This window comes from Spirillospora sp. NPDC048819 (assembly GCF_040650055.1).
Classification (GTDB): Bacteria; Actinomycetota; Actinomycetes; order Streptosporangiales; family Streptosporangiaceae; genus Spirillospora.
In genome coordinates, this window is the sequence record NZ_JBEZGN010000016.1 from 124,443 (window position 1) to 140,522 (window position 16,080).

13 protein-coding genes and 2 pseudogenes are annotated in these 16,080 nt (G+C 69.6%); 8 read left to right on the top strand and 7 right to left on the bottom strand.

Annotated elements, in window-relative coordinates; genetic code table 11:
* Window positions 1–80: 80 nt before the first annotated feature.
* Genes AB0C35_RS22240 through AB0C35_RS22250 form a run of 3 tightly spaced genes read left to right on the top strand, consistent with a single transcriptional unit; the run spans window position 81 to window position 2,991 of the window.
* A complete protein-coding gene (locus AB0C35_RS22240; protein ID WP_358458749.1) occupies window positions 81–686 on the top strand; it encodes a hypothetical protein in 606 nt (201 codons plus the stop codon).
* Window positions 680–1,459, top strand: coding sequence for a hypothetical protein (locus AB0C35_RS22245; RefSeq protein ID WP_358458751.1), 780 nt, complete (start codon window positions 680–682; stop codon window positions 1,457–1,459). The genes AB0C35_RS22240 and AB0C35_RS22245 overlap by 7 nt, the downstream gene beginning before the upstream one ends.
* Window positions 1,456–2,991 (top strand): serine/threonine-protein kinase, encoded by a 1,536-nt coding sequence (locus AB0C35_RS22250; protein ID WP_358458753.1) that lies wholly within the window; start codon window positions 1,456–1,458, stop codon window positions 2,989–2,991. Before AB0C35_RS22245 ends, AB0C35_RS22250 begins: the two co-directional genes overlap by 4 nt.
* Window positions 2,992–3,279: 288 nt before the next feature.
* Here AB0C35_RS22250 and AB0C35_RS22255 read toward each other — a convergent pair whose 3' ends face one another.
* From AB0C35_RS22255 to AB0C35_RS22280, 6 genes are all read right to left on the bottom strand, one after another.
* A complete protein-coding gene (locus AB0C35_RS22255; RefSeq protein WP_358458755.1) occupies window positions 3,280–4,470 on the bottom strand; it encodes an FAD-dependent oxidoreductase in 1,191 nt (396 codons plus the stop codon).
* Window positions 4,471–4,516: 46 nt separating this feature from the next.
* Entirely contained in the window at window positions 4,517–5,851 is a 1,335-nt protein-coding gene (locus tag AB0C35_RS22260) for an FAD-binding oxidoreductase (protein WP_358458757.1), read from the bottom strand.
* 4 nt (window positions 5,852–5,855) lie between these two features.
* On the bottom strand, window positions 5,856–7,253 hold the full coding sequence (locus tag AB0C35_RS22265) for an aldehyde dehydrogenase family protein (protein ID WP_358458759.1): 1,398 nt from the start codon (window positions 7,251–7,253) through the stop codon (window positions 5,856–5,858).
* Window positions 7,250–8,419 carry an aromatic ring-hydroxylating dioxygenase subunit alpha gene (locus AB0C35_RS22270; RefSeq protein WP_358458761.1) on the bottom strand — a complete coding sequence of 390 codons (1,170 nt, stop codon included), beginning with the start codon at window positions 8,417–8,419 and terminating at the stop codon, window positions 7,250–7,252. The genes AB0C35_RS22265 and AB0C35_RS22270 overlap by 4 nt, the downstream gene beginning before the upstream one ends.
* Window positions 8,420–8,551: 132 nt before the next feature.
* Window positions 8,552–9,334, bottom strand: a complete 783-nt coding sequence (locus tag AB0C35_RS22275) for an IclR family transcriptional regulator (protein ID WP_358458763.1) — start codon at window positions 9,332–9,334, stop codon at window positions 8,552–8,554.
* 236 nt (window positions 9,335–9,570) lie between these two features.
* Window positions 9,571–9,951 (bottom strand): ATP-binding protein, encoded by a 381-nt coding sequence (locus AB0C35_RS22280; RefSeq protein WP_358458765.1) that lies wholly within the window; start codon window positions 9,949–9,951, stop codon window positions 9,571–9,573.
* 131 nt (window positions 9,952–10,082) lie between these two features.
* On the opposite strand from AB0C35_RS22280, the gene AB0C35_RS22285 reads away from it, so the two are divergent.
* The 5 genes and pseudogenes from AB0C35_RS22285 to AB0C35_RS22305 form a co-directional block, all read left to right on the top strand.
* On the top strand, window positions 10,083–10,865 hold the full coding sequence (locus AB0C35_RS22285; protein ID WP_358458767.1) for a helix-turn-helix transcriptional regulator: 783 nt from the start codon (window positions 10,083–10,085) through the stop codon (window positions 10,863–10,865).
* Window positions 10,853–11,032 carry a DUF397 domain-containing protein gene (locus tag AB0C35_RS22290; RefSeq protein WP_358458769.1) on the top strand — a complete coding sequence of 60 codons (180 nt, stop codon included), beginning with the start codon at window positions 10,853–10,855 and terminating at the stop codon, window positions 11,030–11,032. The genes AB0C35_RS22285 and AB0C35_RS22290 overlap by 13 nt, the downstream gene beginning before the upstream one ends.
* Before the next feature lie 165 nt (window positions 11,033–11,197).
* Entirely contained in the window at window positions 11,198–11,770 is a 573-nt protein-coding gene (locus AB0C35_RS22295; RefSeq protein WP_358458840.1) for a hypothetical protein, read from the top strand.
* Window positions 11,771–11,815: 45 nt separating this feature from the next.
* Window positions 11,816–12,625, top strand: a pseudogene (locus tag AB0C35_RS22300) (serine/threonine-protein kinase); the annotation flags it as partial.
* Between the two features lie 129 nt (window positions 12,626–12,754).
* A pseudogene (locus AB0C35_RS22305) lies at window positions 12,755–14,212 on the top strand (Hsp70 family protein); the annotation flags it as partial.
* Window positions 14,213–14,296: 84 nt separating this feature from the next.
* Here AB0C35_RS22305 and AB0C35_RS22310 read toward each other — a convergent pair.
* Window positions 14,297–15,745, bottom strand: a complete 1,449-nt coding sequence (locus AB0C35_RS22310; RefSeq protein ID WP_358458771.1) for an MFS transporter — start codon at window positions 15,743–15,745, stop codon at window positions 14,297–14,299.
* Between the last annotated feature and the right edge of the window lie 335 nt (window positions 15,746–16,080).

A 16,080-nucleotide genomic window follows, 5' to 3' on the forward strand; every position in this document is an offset into this window, starting at 1 on the left:
TTCGCTTTTCTCGCCCCACAGACCTCTGTAAGCTTTCGCGCGTATTCCGCCCCGTTGTCGGCTGCCGCTCAGGGATGGCGATGCGCGCCCGGTTGGTACGTTCCTCCCCACTGGGGTCCCACCGCGCCACCACCGTGCCGGTCATCGTGCTGGCCCTGACCCTGTGCGCGGCCACCGGATGCGGCTCGTCCGGCGCGTCCTCCAACGGCGAACTGGCCCCCAAGGGCACCTTCGACGGCGGCGGCGGCGCCGCCCCCGCCCCGACCGCCGTCGCGCCCTCCGCCATCCCCACGGCGGAACTCTTCAAGACGGTCCTCCAGCGCTACCGCGCCTACCAGGACGCCTACAAGAAGGCCTACGAGACCAACGACCCGTCCGAACTGGACGCCGTCGCAATGGACCCGCTCCTTACCCAGATCACCGAACAGATAGAGACCACCAGGGCCAAGGGTGAGATCTGGCGCTACACCAGCACCTTCAACCCCCGCGTGTACGCCCGGTCCAAGGACAGCACGAAGGTCTATGTCGTCGACTGCATCCGGACACTCGTCGGCTACCGCTACTCGGCCGAGACCGGTGAACGTCTCGGCGGCGGACCGGGTGGGACCCACCTCTTCCGGACGACACTTCAGTACGACTCCGGCGTCTGGAAGGTCGCCGCGAGCGTTCGGGAAAAGAAATGCTGACCGCCGGCAGGGAAGGACACAGGATGCGTCCCCATTCCCGTAACCACCGCCGTCTCGCCTCCGCCGCGATCTTCGCGGCGGCGCTGATGGCCCCAGCGTTCATCGCCGCCCCCGCCCAAGCCGACGATTGCAAGGGCGGTGACCCGTTCAACTGCAAGATTTTTGATAGAGGAAGCGGGTCCGGTGGGCAGGGTGGATCACCCGGCGGCGGGAACTCGGGTCCCGTGGAACCACCCGACCCCGTGGGCCTGACCGAAAACGAGGGCGTGGGGTTCGTCCCAGTCGAGGGAGAGAATCCGCCGCCGGCCACGCTGTCCACGCTCGACTGGGTGGCGGCGGCCGAGAGCTCCGCCGAACTTCTAACGCCCATCGTGCACACAGCACCGGACGGCAAGACCTACGTCAGGATGCGGACGTCCCTCTGGGTGGATGGCTTTGATGTGGTGGAGACGGAGCCGATCGGCGACGACACCCAGACGATCCAGGCCACGGCGACTCCCGTCTCCGTCACCTGGAACATGGGCGAGGCACAGAAAAAGTGCGATGACGCAGGAAGCAAGAATGGCGAGAGCTGTACCTACACCTACCGCCGGTCGTCGGCAGGTCAGCCTGGGGGCGCTTACCAGATCACCGCGACCATCACGTGGAATCTCACCTGGACTTGCGAAGGGTCGGCCTGCGCCCCTCAGGGCGGCGACCTGGGACCCGAGAGCGAGACGTCCCAGCCCACACCGCTCGTCGTGAGCGAGATCCAGACCAACACGGGTCAATGACGTCGCGCGAACACCCTCTGCCCGGGTTCGTCGAGCTGGCGGCGTTAGGGGCAGGGGCACAGGGCGAGGTCGTACTCGCGCGACATGAGTCCGGCGGCGCGCCGGTGGCGATCAAGTACCTTGCGGTCGATCTGCTGGGGAACACCGAAGCGCGGAACACCTTCCGCACCGAGGCGGAGATGCTCAAGCGGGTCGTCAACCCGTATGTGGCGCGACTGCTGGACTACCTGGAGTCGCCCTGGGGAGCGGCGATCGTCCTGGAGGCGGTCGCCGGACGTCCGCTCCGCAAGGTCCTGGACGAACACGACGGACCCTTGGCGCCAGAGGCCGCGTTAGCAACATTGAAGGGCTCGCTGCTTGGGTTAGCGGCGGCGCACGCGGTCGGGGTCGTGCACCGGGATTACAAACCCGCGAACGTGCTCGTCCAAGACGACGGGCAGAGCAAGCTCATCGACTTCGGGGTGGCAGTGCTCACCGGGCAGAGCGGACAGGCCGGCACTCCCGCCTACATGGCACCAGAACAGTGGGCGGGCGAGCCTGCCACTCCCGCGACCGACCTTTATGCGGCTACCTGCGTCTTCTTGGAATGCGTCAGCGGCGAGAAACCGTTCCACGGGACGGCCCTGGAAGCGCTGAAAGCCGAGCACACCAGAACTCCGCCACCACTCGAACGAGTTCCCGACTCCCTGCGTCCGCTCATCGAGCGCGGGATGGCCAAGAGCCCGGCCGACCGGCTCTGGAACGCCCACGAGTTTGTGAACGAACTTGAAGCCATCGCCGTCCGGACGTACGGACCCGACTGGGAGCGGCGCGGGCTCCTCGCGCTCGGGGCCGTCGCCGCCGTGGCGACGACGATCCCACTCGCGGCACTGGGAGGTGCCCTACTCGCCCCTGGCGCCTCTTCAACAGCGGCAGGCACCATCGGCTCCGGTATGGCGGCACCGGGATCGATGGCCTATGCGCAGGGCGCTGCGACGGCGGACTTCATGGCCAAGACAGGCACGTCCGTGTCTAAGGGCTTCTTGTCCAAGGTCGGCGGGACGAAGGGGGCCGCAGGCATCGGAGCCGTTGGGGTTGGCGCTGTGATCGCCGCCTGGGTGTTCTGGCCCTCAGGGCCGGGCGTCGGCGGACAGAGCCGCGGCGGGATCCACGCCTACTTCACTCGACCGGGAGTGCTGACCGGGCAGCCCCACATGCCCGCGTCCGACACCCCCTATATGGATCTGATCATGACGGTCACCCCGGCCAGGGTGAAACCTGGGACGGCCCTGCGGTTGGTCCAGCAATTCCGAGCCTGGACGCCGGCCGGCGCGAAGTACCTCCCAGGGGGCAGACGCCAGTGTTTCGGGGAGCACACGAAACGGACGGACGTCGTGGGCAACTATGGGTTCGGATGGTACGAAAGTGACGCCCCGTCCAAGGACTGGTATTTGGCTTTCTACCGAGTTCCCCCGGCCAAGCCGAAGAAGCTCCCCACCGGACCAGGCGCCGTCTTCGTGGAAGCGAAAAGCACGAAGAGCAGCCTTACATAGAGGCCGAATGCGCGTTCCAGAGCAAGTGGACGCAGACGTTCACACTCCGGGTGCCGGGCCCGAGGGTGCTGGCGCCGGGGACTTACCTCGTGTCGAGCATCGCGCCGATGCAGATCAAGGGGAAGAGGGAAGGCGTCTCGCAGGAGGCGATGGGGACGGTCAACGAGGGTTCAGCACCGATGATCGAGGTGCTGGACGAGTAACGGCACCAAGTCCATTGCGCGGGTGTTCTCGGTGGTGCTGCTCGCAGCGGTCGTGCGAGATGCTGGGATTCCGGGGGCCTGTGGATTAGCGCATCTGGCCGGCGCCTGCGTAGGGGTGCCGGCTAGTGAGCGGTTGGTGCTGTTCGAAGCGTTCGAGGCGGAAGTCGTCGGGATTGATGTGCGGGTCGGAGACGGCGCTCTGGGTCACGATGTCGGCCATGAGCGCACCCACGGCCGGTGAGATCTTGTAGCCGTGGCCGCTGAATCCCGCGCAGACATAAAGGTCGTGGATCGGGGTGGCGCTCAGGATGGGATTGTAGTCCGGTGTGACGTCGTAGCACCCGGCGTAGCTGGACGACAGCCGCGGATCGGGGAGCTTCGGCAGGCGGCGGTCGAGCTTTTCAACGGCGTCGGCAATGTACGTTTCGTCGGCGTGGTCGGAGTAGTGGTCCGGGTCGTTGAACTCGGGGCTGGAATGGTCGCTGTTGCCGACCAGGAGTTCACCAGAGCGTTCGGTGCGGACGTACTGCAGGCTCACGAGGTCGGAGAACACCGGCGCGTTGGTGATCGGCTCTCCGGGGTCGACGAGGAGGATCTGTTCGCGCTGCGCCCGGATGGGGAGGTGGAGGCCGAGCGGCGCGCACAGCGGTACGGACCAAGGGCCGGCGGCGACGATGACGCTGTCGGCGTGGATGTGCTCCGTGCCTGCGACGACGACGCCGGCCGCGCGACCGGCGGAGTCGAGGGTGATGCCCGTGACCGGGGCGTCCTGCCGGATGGACACGCCGAGCCGCCGGGCGGCGTGCGCGAACGCCTGACCGGTCTGGTACGCGTCGCCGTAGCCGCCTCGCGGCTCGTAGGCGAAGGCCGCGAAGTCGGCGAGGTCGGCCCATGGCCACCGGGCGTGCATCTCGTCGTGGCCGATGATCTGGACGTCGATGCCGATCCGATGGTGCATGGCGAGGTTCGCCTCCAGCGCCGCCATGTTCTCCGGTCCGACGCCCACTACGTAGCCGGTTTGCTGGAAGCCGATGTCCTGGCCGAGCAGGTCCTGGGCATTCTCGAACACCTGTAGGCCGTTCCAGGCCATGGCGGCGAGGGAGGGCACGCCGTAGTGGCATCGCACGACGCCGCTGGACTTGGCGGTGCCGCCGGAGCAGAGCGTGCCGCGCTCCAGCACGAGGACGTTGTGCACGCCGCGTCGCGCGAGCGCCCATGCGGTGCTCAATCCCTCGAGCCCACCTCCGATGATGATGACGTCCGGGCTAGGGGACATGGTGTTCCTCTCTGCGTCGGGTGAGGCGCCCCAGGTGGGGGCGCGTCTAACTCCACGGGAACGGAGAGTGGCTGACCGGATGGAGCCGGCCCGTTTCGAACCGCGAGAATCGGAACGGGTCGAGCAGCGCCTGGGGTTCGCCTAGGAGTTCCTTCGCGACGAGCGCACCGACGCCGATCATCTTGTAGCCGTGGTTGGAGTCGGCGACGACGGTGACGTTTTCGTGGAATCGGTCGAACACCGGGAAGCTGTCGGGCGTGAAGCAGCCGATGCCTCCGGAGGGCTGCTTGGAGAACAGGTGCTGCTTGCCTTCGAACCGCTCCAGGCAGTGGGCAAGGCCGGTGGTCCACAACCGCGCGAAGTCGGCGCCGACGACGAAGTCCGTGCCGGCCGGCCCGTAGGGATCGACCGACACCGCGTCGGCGGGCCTGTCGACGCGCAGCGGGACGGCGCCGCCTTGGACGCCGCCGAAGTGGAGGTCCGGTTTGAAGTAGATGCCCCACATCTCGTCCGTCACGAGGGTGCCGTCGGCGTCGTGCAGCGGGGCGTCGCTGTCGAGGTGGACGACCGGCGGCGCCTCGCCCTCCGCGTCGGTCAGGAACGCCGGCTCCACTTCGAGCGTGCCCTCCTGCAGCGACCAGTACGTCCACATCGGCTTCTGGTGGAATTCGCCGCGCGGGTCGCGGATCTTCACCCTCGGGGGCAGGTCGAGCATGCTCCACAGGTCCCGGACCCATGGCCCGGCGGCGATGACGACCTGCTCGCATCGGATGTCGCCGCGGTTCGTGTGAACGGTGGTCACCGCGGCGTTGTCCAGGCCGAAGCCGGTGACCCGGGTACCCGGAACGATGCGCACCCCCATGGCCTCGGCTTTGGCGGCCAGGCCGCGCATGGAGGCCATGTTGTTGGCGTAGCCGCCGCGATGCTCGTGCAGGACGCTGGTGACGTTGGCCGCACGCCAGTCGGGGAAGATGCGCCTCAGGTAGCGGCGAGCGTCGGCGGCGCCCTCGACGAAGGTCGACGGGTAGCCGATCTCGCGCTGCTGCTCGTGGATGGCGCCGACGTCCGCCCGCATGGTTTCGGGGGAGATCTGCAGATATCCGACCGGGTGATAGGAGAACGCCGCCGGGTCGGATTCCCAGATGTCGACCGAGTGGGCCATCAGCTCGCGCATCGCCGGCTGGAAGTAGTTGTTGCGGACGACCCCGCAGGCGATGCCCGACGCGCCGGCACCGACGGCGGACTTGTCGATGACGAGGACGTCCGCCCCGGTACCCGCGCGACGCGCCTCCAGGTCCTTGGCCAGATGCCAGGCCGTGGAAAGCCCGTGGACGCCGGCGCCCACGATGACGTATCGGGCGGCTCGGGGGAGGGAGAGCACTTGATCACCTCGAAGGGACGGGAACGTCCTGGTAGTGGGCCTGCAGGGCGGTCAGAGAGGAGTAGATGTACTCCCCGCCTTCGGGGTGGCCGTTGCCGGAGTCCTTCGTCCCCACGAACGGCGCTTCGAGGTCCACGTCGTCGCCGCGGCGGTTGACCGCCACCACGCCGGTGCGCAGGACCTCGGCCGCCTCCGCGGCGGTGGCGGGATCGGCGGTGTGAACCGAGGCGCTGAGGCCGAACGGGGTCGCGTCGGCCATCGGCCATGCGGCGACGGCGGAGGGGAAGGTCTCGACGGACAGCACCGGCGCGAACAGCTCGTGGCGGCGCAGCGGCTCCTCCGGTGGGAGGTCGGTCAGCAGAGTGGCGGAGAAGAACGCCTCCGGCGCCACGGCCGCGCCGGACGGGGCCGACGAGCGGGCGACGACACGCGCACCGCGTGACACCGCGGCGGCCACCGCCTGCTCGGCGTGGGCCGCGGCGGCCGGGTGGACCAGCGGCCCCAGGTCCACGTCCGGGCGGGCGGGGTCTCCGGCGGTGAGGCCGTGGACACGTGTCGCCAGCGCGTCCATGAGGGTCTCGGCGACGGCCTCATGCACCAGCACACGACGCGTGGCGGTGCATTTCTGTCCGTTGATGGCCGTGCCGGCGGCGATGATGCAGTCTGCGGCGTGTTCCAGATCGGCGTCCGGGAAGACCAGCGCCGGGTTCAGCCCGCCCATTTCGAGGGCGCAGGGGATGAAGCGTCCGGCCAGGCTCTCGCTGATCGCGCGGCCTGCCGCCGTGGAGCCGGTGAAGTGCACGGACGCCACGCGCGGGTCGGCGCACAGCACGCGGGCCGGGTCGGGTCCGCCGAGGACGAGTTCCATGGCGCCCGGAGGGAGGCCGGCCTCGCGCAGCAGTTCGTGCGCGGCGACCGCGGTGCCGGAGGAGAGCTCGGACGGCTTCCACACGACCGTGTTGCCCGCGAGCAGCGCGGGCAGCCACTTCCACGCGGGGGTGAGCAGCGGCACGTTCCATGGTGTGATGGCGGCGACGACGCCGAGGGGGCGCCGGCGGACCACCGCGGCGCCGCGGCGCTCCACCGGTGGTGGATGGTCGGCGTACCAGCGCGCGGACTTGACGGTCCAGGAGACCTCGGCGACGGCGTCGCGGCGCAGCTTGCCCATCTCGGTGACGATCAGGTCGGCCAGCCGCGGCGCGTCCCGTTCGACCAGGTCGGCGAATCTCCGCAGCACCGTCTGGCGGTCCAGGATCGGGCGCCGCGCCCATGCTTCCCGCGCCGCGTGCGCACGGCCGACCGTGGCACCGACGTCGTCGGGTGCGGTGGCCGGTGCGGTGAAGACGACCTCGCCCGTCGCCGGGTTGCGGCTTTCCACGGCGTCGATGGTCACGTTGGTCATGGCGCACCCATTTCGCATGTGTCGGCGGGAGTCGGCTGCTGCGACGTCGCAGGTGCGTCGCCCAGCGCGTCGAGGTAGTAGGAGTGGAAGTCGCCGATGATGTGCTCTGCCGGGACGAGCACGCCTCGATAGGCGCTGGACCGCATGCCGAGCTGGCACCGCCGGCAGGCTTCGAAGTCCTGCCGGTTCGTGATGTCGAGGATCGCCACGGCGTCGCTCGGGTCGAAGTCGTCCGCCGCCATCGCCTCGCGGTCGAAGAGCCAGTCGACGACGACGCGGGTGTGCCCCGGCCCCTGCGGCTCCAGCCGGAAGAACGCCACGTGGTCCGGGACCAGAATGATGAACGCGTTGGGGCGGAGCACGATCGCCTGGAACAGGCGCTCATCCTCCGCGAGCAGGCCGGGCAGCCGGGGACGGGCCGACTTGCCGGACAGTGAGAACCCCTCGACGTGCTCGGCCAAGGAGGCCCCGCCGCCGCTGATGCTGCCGTAGCCGGAACGGAACTGGGGCAATGCCGCGGTGAGCTCCGGGTGGATCGTCGGGCAGTGGTAGCACTCCGTGAAGTTCTCGACGATCGACTTCCAGTTGGACTCCACGTCGTAGACGATCGTCGTCGCCGCGCCAAGACGGTCGATGCCGTAGCGGTCCAGAACGTCGAGGCCGCTGAGACGGGCGGCCACCTGCGGTTCCACCTGCGCCGCGAGCGGTGGCGCGTCCGGGTCCAGGTTGACCCAGACATATCCCAGCCACTGTTCCGCGCGGAGCCGATGCAGACCGTAGTCCTCCTTCACCAGGTCGGGCATGCGCCGCATGTTCGGCGCGGCGACCAGCCGCCCGTCCAGGCCGTACGTCCAGGCGTGGTACACGCACCGGATGGACGTGCCGACCGTGCCGGACTCGTCGGTGCACAGCCGGGCGCCGCGGTGCCGGCACAGATTGCGGAACGCGCGGACCTCCCCGTCGCGGCCACGGACGACCAGCACGCTTTCGCCGCCGACCTCGGTGCGGAGGAACCGGCCCGGCTGCGACACGGCGTCGGCGCGGCCGACGCACATCCACGATCGTTCGAAGATGCGGCGCGTCTCGGCGTCGAAGACGGCGGGGTCCGTGTAGTACCGCCCAGGCAGTGTCGGGACGAGGCTCGGTGCGCCGGTGATGGTTCCCACGGCGGCCACCCTTCCTGGAGCGAACGACCACTTTGTCTCGTATGACGAAACATAAGCGCCATACGAGACACAGCATGAGCGCCGAAATCTGCGACGTCAAGAGGTCACCTCCCGACGCCCGGAGGCGGGCGGTCAGCCCTGCTTGGGGAAGCCGTTGCGCTGCGAGATCTCCGCGGCCGCGGCGAGTACATGCTCGGCGACGTCGGGGATGGTGTCCTTGTTGATCCGGAACGTGGGACCGGAGACGACCACGGCGGCCACGACCTCGCCGTCCAGGGAGCGGATGGGGGCGGCCACGGCGGCCATCCCGATCTCGTCCTCCTCCACGGTGGTGGCGTAGCCGCGGTCCCGGACGAGCGCGAGCTGGCGTTCAAGCGCGGCCGGATCGGTGACGGTGTGGGGCGTGTAGCTCGCCAGCCCCTCCGCCACGACCTCGTCGAGCTGCGCCGGGGGCATGTTCGCGAGGAACACCTTGCCGGCGGAGGTGGCGTGCATCGGGGTGCGCTGCCCGACCCAGTTGACGGTGGTGACCGCTGACGAGCCGATCACCTGGTCGATGCTGATCACCATGTGCCCGTCGTGGATCGCGACGTTCACCGTCTCGCCCACCGCCTCGGCGAGCTCATGGCACACCGGCCGGCTGAGCAGCGACAGATCGTGCTTCTTGGTCGCGCCGGCCGCGAGCTGGACCACGCCGTAACCCAGCCGGTACCTGCCCCGCTCGGAGTTCTGCTCCACCAATCCGCGTGATTCCAGGGTCGCCAGCAGGCGGAACACCGTGGACTTGTGCAGGCCCAGCTCCGCGGCGATCTCCGTGACCTGGACCGCTCCGTGCCGCCCCAGGACCTGGAGGATGGAGACGGCACGATCCACGGCCTGGACGGGAGTGCCTCGGGTCACGCGATCCTTGGGCATAGCGAAACGATACTGCCGCCACTGCCCACCGCCGTTCCCACAGTGCGCCCGCACCCGGACGCGGCGGGCCGCCAAGTCGGGCGGGAATGGGCGTTCGCCGTTCACTGCCGATTCCAGTTGTTCTGGCGACGATGCCCAGATGAGGAGGCGGCCGGAGGCTCGCCACATGCCCCCGTCCACCGATACTGCCCAGGCGGGGTACTGCTTCCGCAGACGGGCCAGTACTTCGGCCTCGTTCACGGCGCGCCTTCGGGCAGGAGGGCCCAGACTGCCTTTCCGCCGCCCGCGAGTGGTTGGGCGCCCCACTCCTTGACCAGCGCGCCCATCATCGCCAGGCCGCGTCCGCCCTCGCTCATCAGGTCGGCCGACGCCGCGACCGGCAGCATGTCGCTGGAGTCGAAGACCTCCACGACCGTCCCCTTGTCGGCCTGAACGACCCGCACGGTCGCCGTCGTGCTCGCGGTGTGCCGCAGGACGTTCGTCAGCAGCTCCGACACCACGACCTTCGCCAGGTAGGCGTCCTGCTCCAGGCAGGCGAGCACCTCCTCCACCCAGTCCCGTGCCACCTTGATCGACTCGGCCTGAACCGGGACGACGATCTCCGCGGGGCCCTGCATGAACGATCACCTCCGATTTCTCGTGACTCCCCGCACAGAATCCACTCCAAGGCGTAATGTGACCACGAAAGAACGACAACTCACGCACACCGCTCTCAGGTGTTGTGAGCCGGTTTCAAGGAGGTGTTCCGTTGGCTGCACGCAGGCCGACCCCTCAGACCATCGCCTTCGGCCAGGACGTGGCCAGGCTTCGAGATGAGGCCGGTCTATCGCGCCTTGAACTCGCCGAACGCGCTGCCGTGAGCCGCAGCTACATCGCTCAGGTGGAGAACGGAACGACCCGCTGCAGGAGAGACTTCGCGGTAAGGCTGGACGAGGCCCTCGGCACCGGCACCACGCTCACGGACGTCTGGGACGACATCCTCAAGTCCTCCGCGCACCCGAAGTTCTTCACCGACTACTCGATAGCCGAGTCATCCGCGGAACTGCTGCGAATGTACGCGGAGACATTCGTCGTCGGACTACTGCAGACGAAGGAGTACGCCCAGGTCCTGCTGCCCACTCAGCACTCACTCGAAGGTCGTCTCAAGCGACAGCAGCTCCTGGAGCGCGAGGCACCGCCGAGGATCGTGGTGGTCCTGGCAGAGGTCGTCCTGGCCCGGCAAATCGGGGCCCCCGAAGTGATGTATCGCCAATGCGAGCACCTTCTTGAGGCATCCCAGTGGGAGCACGTGACCCTCCAGATAGCTCCGACGGCGTACTACCGGGGCGTCTCAGGAACCTTCAGCATCGCCACCCAGCCGACCGGCGAGGAACTGCTCTATCAGGAGATGTCGACCGGGGGCATCACATCTCAGGAAACGAGCGATATCTTGCACTGCGTCAGCGCGTTCGCAGAGATGCAGGCGCGATGTCTAAGCGTCAGCGACTCCCGCGACTTCATTCGAAAGGCGATGCACCAGTGGACGATGTGACATGGCGCAAGTCACGGCGGAGCAACGATCAGGGCGGCGAGTGCGTGGAGGTCGCCGTCCTGACCGAGGTCGTCGGCGTGCGGGACTCCAAGGACCCGGACGGGCCGAGACTCCTCCTCGACCCCCGTGCATTCCGCGCACTCCTGACCGACCTCAAGCAGCAATAGCCTTCCAACGACTCCCGCAGAGCTCCGGCCTGTCGGCTGGGACTCTGCGGAATCGGAGGACGATCACGTCCGGAACCACCTTGCAGCAGGTTCCGTCCAAGGTCCGTGTTTTCGCCAACGGCCGGTCGAGTGTTGATCGCGTTGGCGCTCGTCGTCCTTGTGGGTGTGGCGACACCCGGACGGGCTTGCGCGTGCAGTTGTGCGGCCATGACCGACCAAGAGGCGTATGCCAGGGCCGATGCGGTGTTCACCGGACGACTCGTCCAGCGGCAGGTGCGGTCTCGGGGGTGGGGGCCCTGGAAAACACGGGACAGCGGTGATCCCGCGACTCTGGTTTTCGAGGTGAGCGCGGTCAACAAGGGCAAGGTCTCACGTCGGCAGGATCTGGTCACCGCATCCGAGGGCGCCAGTTGCGGGCTGGAGGCGGACGAGGGACGCGAGTACCTGGTCTTCGCTCGGTGGGACGGCGGCGTACTGCGGGCGGGTCTCTGCGGCGGCACCCGGCCCGCCGGCGAACAACTCTCAGTCCCGTCGGTTTCGGCGCGTCCACCTATGCCGGGTGATGCCACGAGCGGCCTGGCGCCTTCTCCTCGGGCCGCTGATGATGGCTTGCCGGTCGCGGCGCGCGTGGCGGTCGCGGCAGGTCTGATAGCGCCGGTCATCGTCGTCCTTCTCCTCGTCCGGCGCCGCCGTCGGCCTCGTTCACGCCGGGTCGTCGGGCGGCAGGGGCCAGACTGACTTTCCGCCGCCCGCGAGTGGTCGGGCGCCCCACTCCTTGACCAGGTGATCGCGTGGTTACTCTGGGGCCGAGTCGATGCGGGGAGGTGGCCGTTGGAGCCGCTGCGGCCTGAGGATCCGAGGGCGATCGCGGACTTCCGCATCGAGGGGCTGCTCGGCGAGGGCGGGATGGGCCGGGTCTACCTGGGCCGTTCGCCCGGCGGCCGGCGGGTCGCGGTGAAGGTCATCCGGTCCGAGTACGCCGCGGATCCCGCCTTCCGCGGCCGCTTCGCCCGCGAGATCGCGGCGATGAGGCGCGTGCCGGGCATTTTCACCGCGCCGGTGATGAGCGCCGACGCCGACGGTTCCCCGCCCTGGCTGGCCACCGCGTACATCGAGGGCGCGTCGCTGCAGGACCGGGTGCGGGCGGACGGTCCGCTGCCCGCACGGCGGCTGCTCGAGGTGGCCGCGTCGCTGGCCGAGGCGCTGGCGGCGATCCACGCCGAGGGGCTGACCCACCGGGACCTCAAGCCGTCGAACGTGCTCCTGGCGGCGGACGGGCCGAAGGTGATCGATTTCGGGCTGGCGGTCACCCCGGACGCGACCCTGCTGACCGGGGCGCACCCGATCGGCACGCCCGCGTACATGTCGCCGGAGCAGTGCCGGGGCGGCCGGGTGGAGCAGCCCAGCGACGTGTTCTCCTTCGGCGGACTGCTGGTGTACGCGGCGACCGGGCGGGCGCCGTTCGGTACGGGCGCCGCGCACGTGCTCGTCCACCGGGTCCTGCACGGTGAGCCGTGGCTGGGCGAGTTGGCGGGGCCGCTGCGGGAGATCGTGGGCGAGTGCCTGCGGCGCGATCCCGCGATGCGGCCCACGGCCGCGGTGTTGCCGGCCCGGCTGACCGCGCTCGCCGAGGCGGGCGCAGCCGGGGCGACCAGCGCGGGCCCCGAGGAAACTCGCGCCTACACCCACCCCTTCGGGACGGCGAAGCCCCGGGCGGTCGGGATCGACCTGGGCACCCGCAAGTCGACGGTCTGCGTGCTGGACGGCGGAGAGCCCACCGTCGTCGCCGACGCGTCCGGACTGCGTGGCACACCGTCGGTGGTCGCCTTCGCCCCGGACGGCACGCTGCTGGTCGGCCGCGGCGCCGAACAGCAGGCGATCCTGCACCCGGATCGGACCGTCCGGTCGGTCGGCCGCGAGATGGGCACCGGCCGGAGGAGAAGGATCGGCGGCGAAGACTTCATCCCCCAGCAGATCAGCGCGTTCGTGCTGCGCAAACTCAAGCGCGACGCCGAGGCCCTCCTCGGGGAACCGGTCACCGACGTGGTCCTCACCGTCCCGGCCCGGGTCTCCGAGAGCGGACGCCGGGCCGTCAGGGAAGCCGGGCTGATCGCGGGCCTGAACGTCCTGCGGCTCATCTCCGCGCCGTCCGCCGTCGCCCAGGCGCTCGCGCGCCGTCCGGACGAGGCCACGGTCATGATCTTCGACCTCGGCGGCGGCACGCTGGACGTGTCGCTGCTGAACGTCGGCGACGGCATGGTCCAGATCCTGGCGACCTCCGGAGACGGCCGCCTGGGCGGCGACGACTGGGACGACCGGATCGTCTCCTGGCTGCTGGAAGGGTTCGAGAAGGCCAACGGCGTGGACCTGTCAGGGGACGCCACCGCGCTGGCGCGGCTGCGTGAGGCCGCGGAGAAGGCGAAGATCGCGTTGTCGTCCTCGCCGGAGACGTGGATCGGCCTGCCCCACATCGCCCGCGCCGCAGGCCCGCTGCATCTCGACGAGCGGCTCACCCGTGCCGAGTTCCAGCGGCTGACCGCCGACCTGCTGGACCGCGCGGCCAAGCCGTTCCACCAGGTGCTCGGCGACGCCGGCATGGCGGTGAGCGACATCGACGAGGTCGTCCTGGTCGGCGGCGCGACGCGGATGCCGGCCGTCTCCGAGCTGATCAAAGGCCTGACCGGCGGCAGGGAGCCCGGCCGGAGCGTCAACCCCGACGAGGGCGTGGCCGTCGGCGCGGCCCTGCACGCCGGGATCCTCGTGGGCGAGGTCAAGGACGTCCTGCTGCTGGACGTCGTCCCGGTGAGCCTCGGCATCGAGGGCGCGGACGGCCGCTTCATGAAGATCATCGAGCGGAACACCACGATCCCGACCAAACGGTCGGAGGCCGTCACGTCCCTGCCGGCCGGCGGGCGGCCCGGAACGGTGGAGGTCCGCGCCTACCAGGGAGAGGTGGAGATCGCCGCGTCCAACAAGTGGCTCGGCACCCTCCAGCTCCCCGGCCCGCCCGCCGACCCCCCGGACGTGCCGTGGGCCGAAGTCTGCTTCGACGTCGACGCCGCCGGCCACGTCCACCTTTCGGCCGAGAACCTGGTCACCGGTGAGCGGCGGTCGATGCTCGCGACGCCCGAATCGGCCCTGCCCCAAGAAGACATCGCCCGCATGACCCGCCAGGCAGAGCGAATGCCGTACGCCTTCATGTCCGACGGGGCACGGTAAGGGGCGGGCGAGCCGCCCCCATGGACGAGGAGGGGGCGGCCGGAGTCAGATCTTGACGAGGTCTGGGGTGTCGGCCAGGTCCTGGCCCTTGTTCTCCGCCGAGCGGCCCGGGATCAGCACGAGGGCCAGCAGGCCCGCCGCCAGCGCGATCCCCGCGGCGGTGAGCATGCCGATCTGGTACCCCTCGGTGAGCGCGGCGGCCACGACCTGCTCGCCGCCGTTGAGGACGTGGGTCGTGCGGGCGGTGGCGATGGCGACGACGACCGCCAGTCCGAGCGAGCCGCCGAACTGCTGGGCGGTGTTGAACAGGCCGGACGCGAGGCCGGACTGCTCCTGGCGGGTGCCCGACGTCGCCCCGACGGTGGTGGTGACGAACGCGAGGCCGCCGCCGACACCCATCACGATGGACGGACCGAGGACGTCCACCAGGAAGCTCCCGTCGGCCGACATGCGGGAGAACCAGGCCAGCCCTGCGGCGGTCACGACCAGCCCGGCCGCCATCGCGGCCCTGACGCCGACGCGGGTGATGAGCGCGGACGCCGCGCCCGCGGTCACCGCGATCGTCAGCGCGAGCGGCAGTGCGGCCAGCCCGGCCTTGACCGGGCCGTAGTCCAGCACCTGCTGCATGTAGAAGGTCATGTAGAAGAACATCGGGAACATCGCCATGGTGCTCAGCAGGGTGACGATGTTGGCGCCGCGCAGCGCCCGCAGGCGGAAGATCTGCAGCGGGACGAGCGGGTGCGCGGCGCGGGACTCGACGACGAAGAAGAGCGCGATCAGCAGCAGCGACAACGCTCCCAGGCCGAGGGTCTGGGCGGAGTCCCAGCCCGCGTCGTTGGCGTCGACGAGCGTGTAGACGAGCAGCGCCAGCCCGCCGGTGGCCGTCACGGCACCGGCCAGGTCGAAGCCGCGGGCGCCGGGGTCCTTCGCCTCGGGCAGCAGCCAGGGCGACAGCGCGATCGCCAGGATGCCGATCGGCACGTTGACGTACAGCGTGGACTCCCAGCCGAGCCATTCGGTCAGCCCACCGCCGAGGATCGACCCGGCCGCGCCGCCCGCCCCGGCCACCGCGCCGACGACGCCCATGGCCTTGTAGCGCTCGGGCCCCGCGGGAAAGAGCGTCATGATCAGCGACAGTGCGGCCGGGGCGACGATCGCGGCGCCGATTCCCTGGACGGCGCGGGCCCCGACCAGCATCTCCGCGTTCACCGACAGCGCCCCGACGAGGGAGGTCACGGCGAACAGGGTCATGCCGGCCATGAACATGAGGCGCCGGCCGAGCAGGTCGGCGGCCCGCCCGCCAAGGAGCAGGAGGCCGCCGAACGTCAGCGTGTACGCGTTGGCGACCCAGGAGAGGTTCTCGGGCGCGAACTCCAGGTCCGTCCCGATGGACGGCAGGGCGACGCCGACGATGGACGCGTCCAGCACGAGCACGAACTGGGTGGCAGCGAGGAGCGCGAGAGCGAGCCCTCGACGCCGGTATGCCTGTGTCATCTTCTGCCTAACTGAGATCCGGAGAGTCGCCGCTATGACGAACAGCGGCGAACAGAAGTGACGCTATGGGAAAACTGGATCTCGTCAGCTTTACGTCAAACGCGCACGTCAAGCCCGCCGCACACGCCTGACGGGCGGCGCCGGCGGCAACTACGGCGGGGAATGAGGCGCTTCCACGCGGTGAAATCTGCGATTCTCCTCATGACCTCTGGGCACGGCGGCGGGAAGGACGCGGGATGGGCGGAAGCGGGGGCGGGGCGCAGTGGAACCCGTACGGAGCAGGACGCCCGCCGGGACCGGGGCGGCCGCCCGTGCCGCCGCAGGGTCCGTGGCCA

Excerpts from the sequence above, each read along its gene's own strand:
- AB0C35_RS22310 (WP_358458771.1), bottom strand. The coding sequence starts at position 15,745 with ATGACACAGGCATACCGGCGTCGAGGGCTCGCTCTCGCGCTCCTCGCT.
- AB0C35_RS22265 (WP_358458759.1), bottom strand. The coding sequence starts at position 7,253 with ATGACCAACGTGACCATCGACGCCGTGGAAAGCCGCAACCCGGCGACG.
- AB0C35_RS22245 (WP_358458751.1), top strand. The coding sequence starts at position 680 with ATGCTGACCGCCGGCAGGGAAGGACACAGGATGCGTCCCCATTCCCGT.
- AB0C35_RS22280 (WP_358458765.1), bottom strand. The coding sequence starts at position 9,951 with ATGCAGGGCCCCGCGGAGATCGTCGTCCCGGTTCAGGCCGAGTCGATC.
- AB0C35_RS22250 (WP_358458753.1), top strand. The coding sequence starts at position 1,456 with ATGACGTCGCGCGAACACCCTCTGCCCGGGTTCGTCGAGCTGGCGGCG.
- AB0C35_RS22240 (WP_358458749.1), top strand. The coding sequence starts at position 81 with ATGCGCGCCCGGTTGGTACGTTCCTCCCCACTGGGGTCCCACCGCGCC.
- AB0C35_RS22275 (WP_358458763.1), bottom strand. The coding sequence starts at position 9,334 with ATGCCCAAGGATCGCGTGACCCGAGGCACTCCCGTCCAGGCCGTGGAT.
- AB0C35_RS22255 (WP_358458755.1), bottom strand. The coding sequence starts at position 4,470 with ATGTCCCCTAGCCCGGACGTCATCATCATCGGAGGTGGGCTCGAGGGA.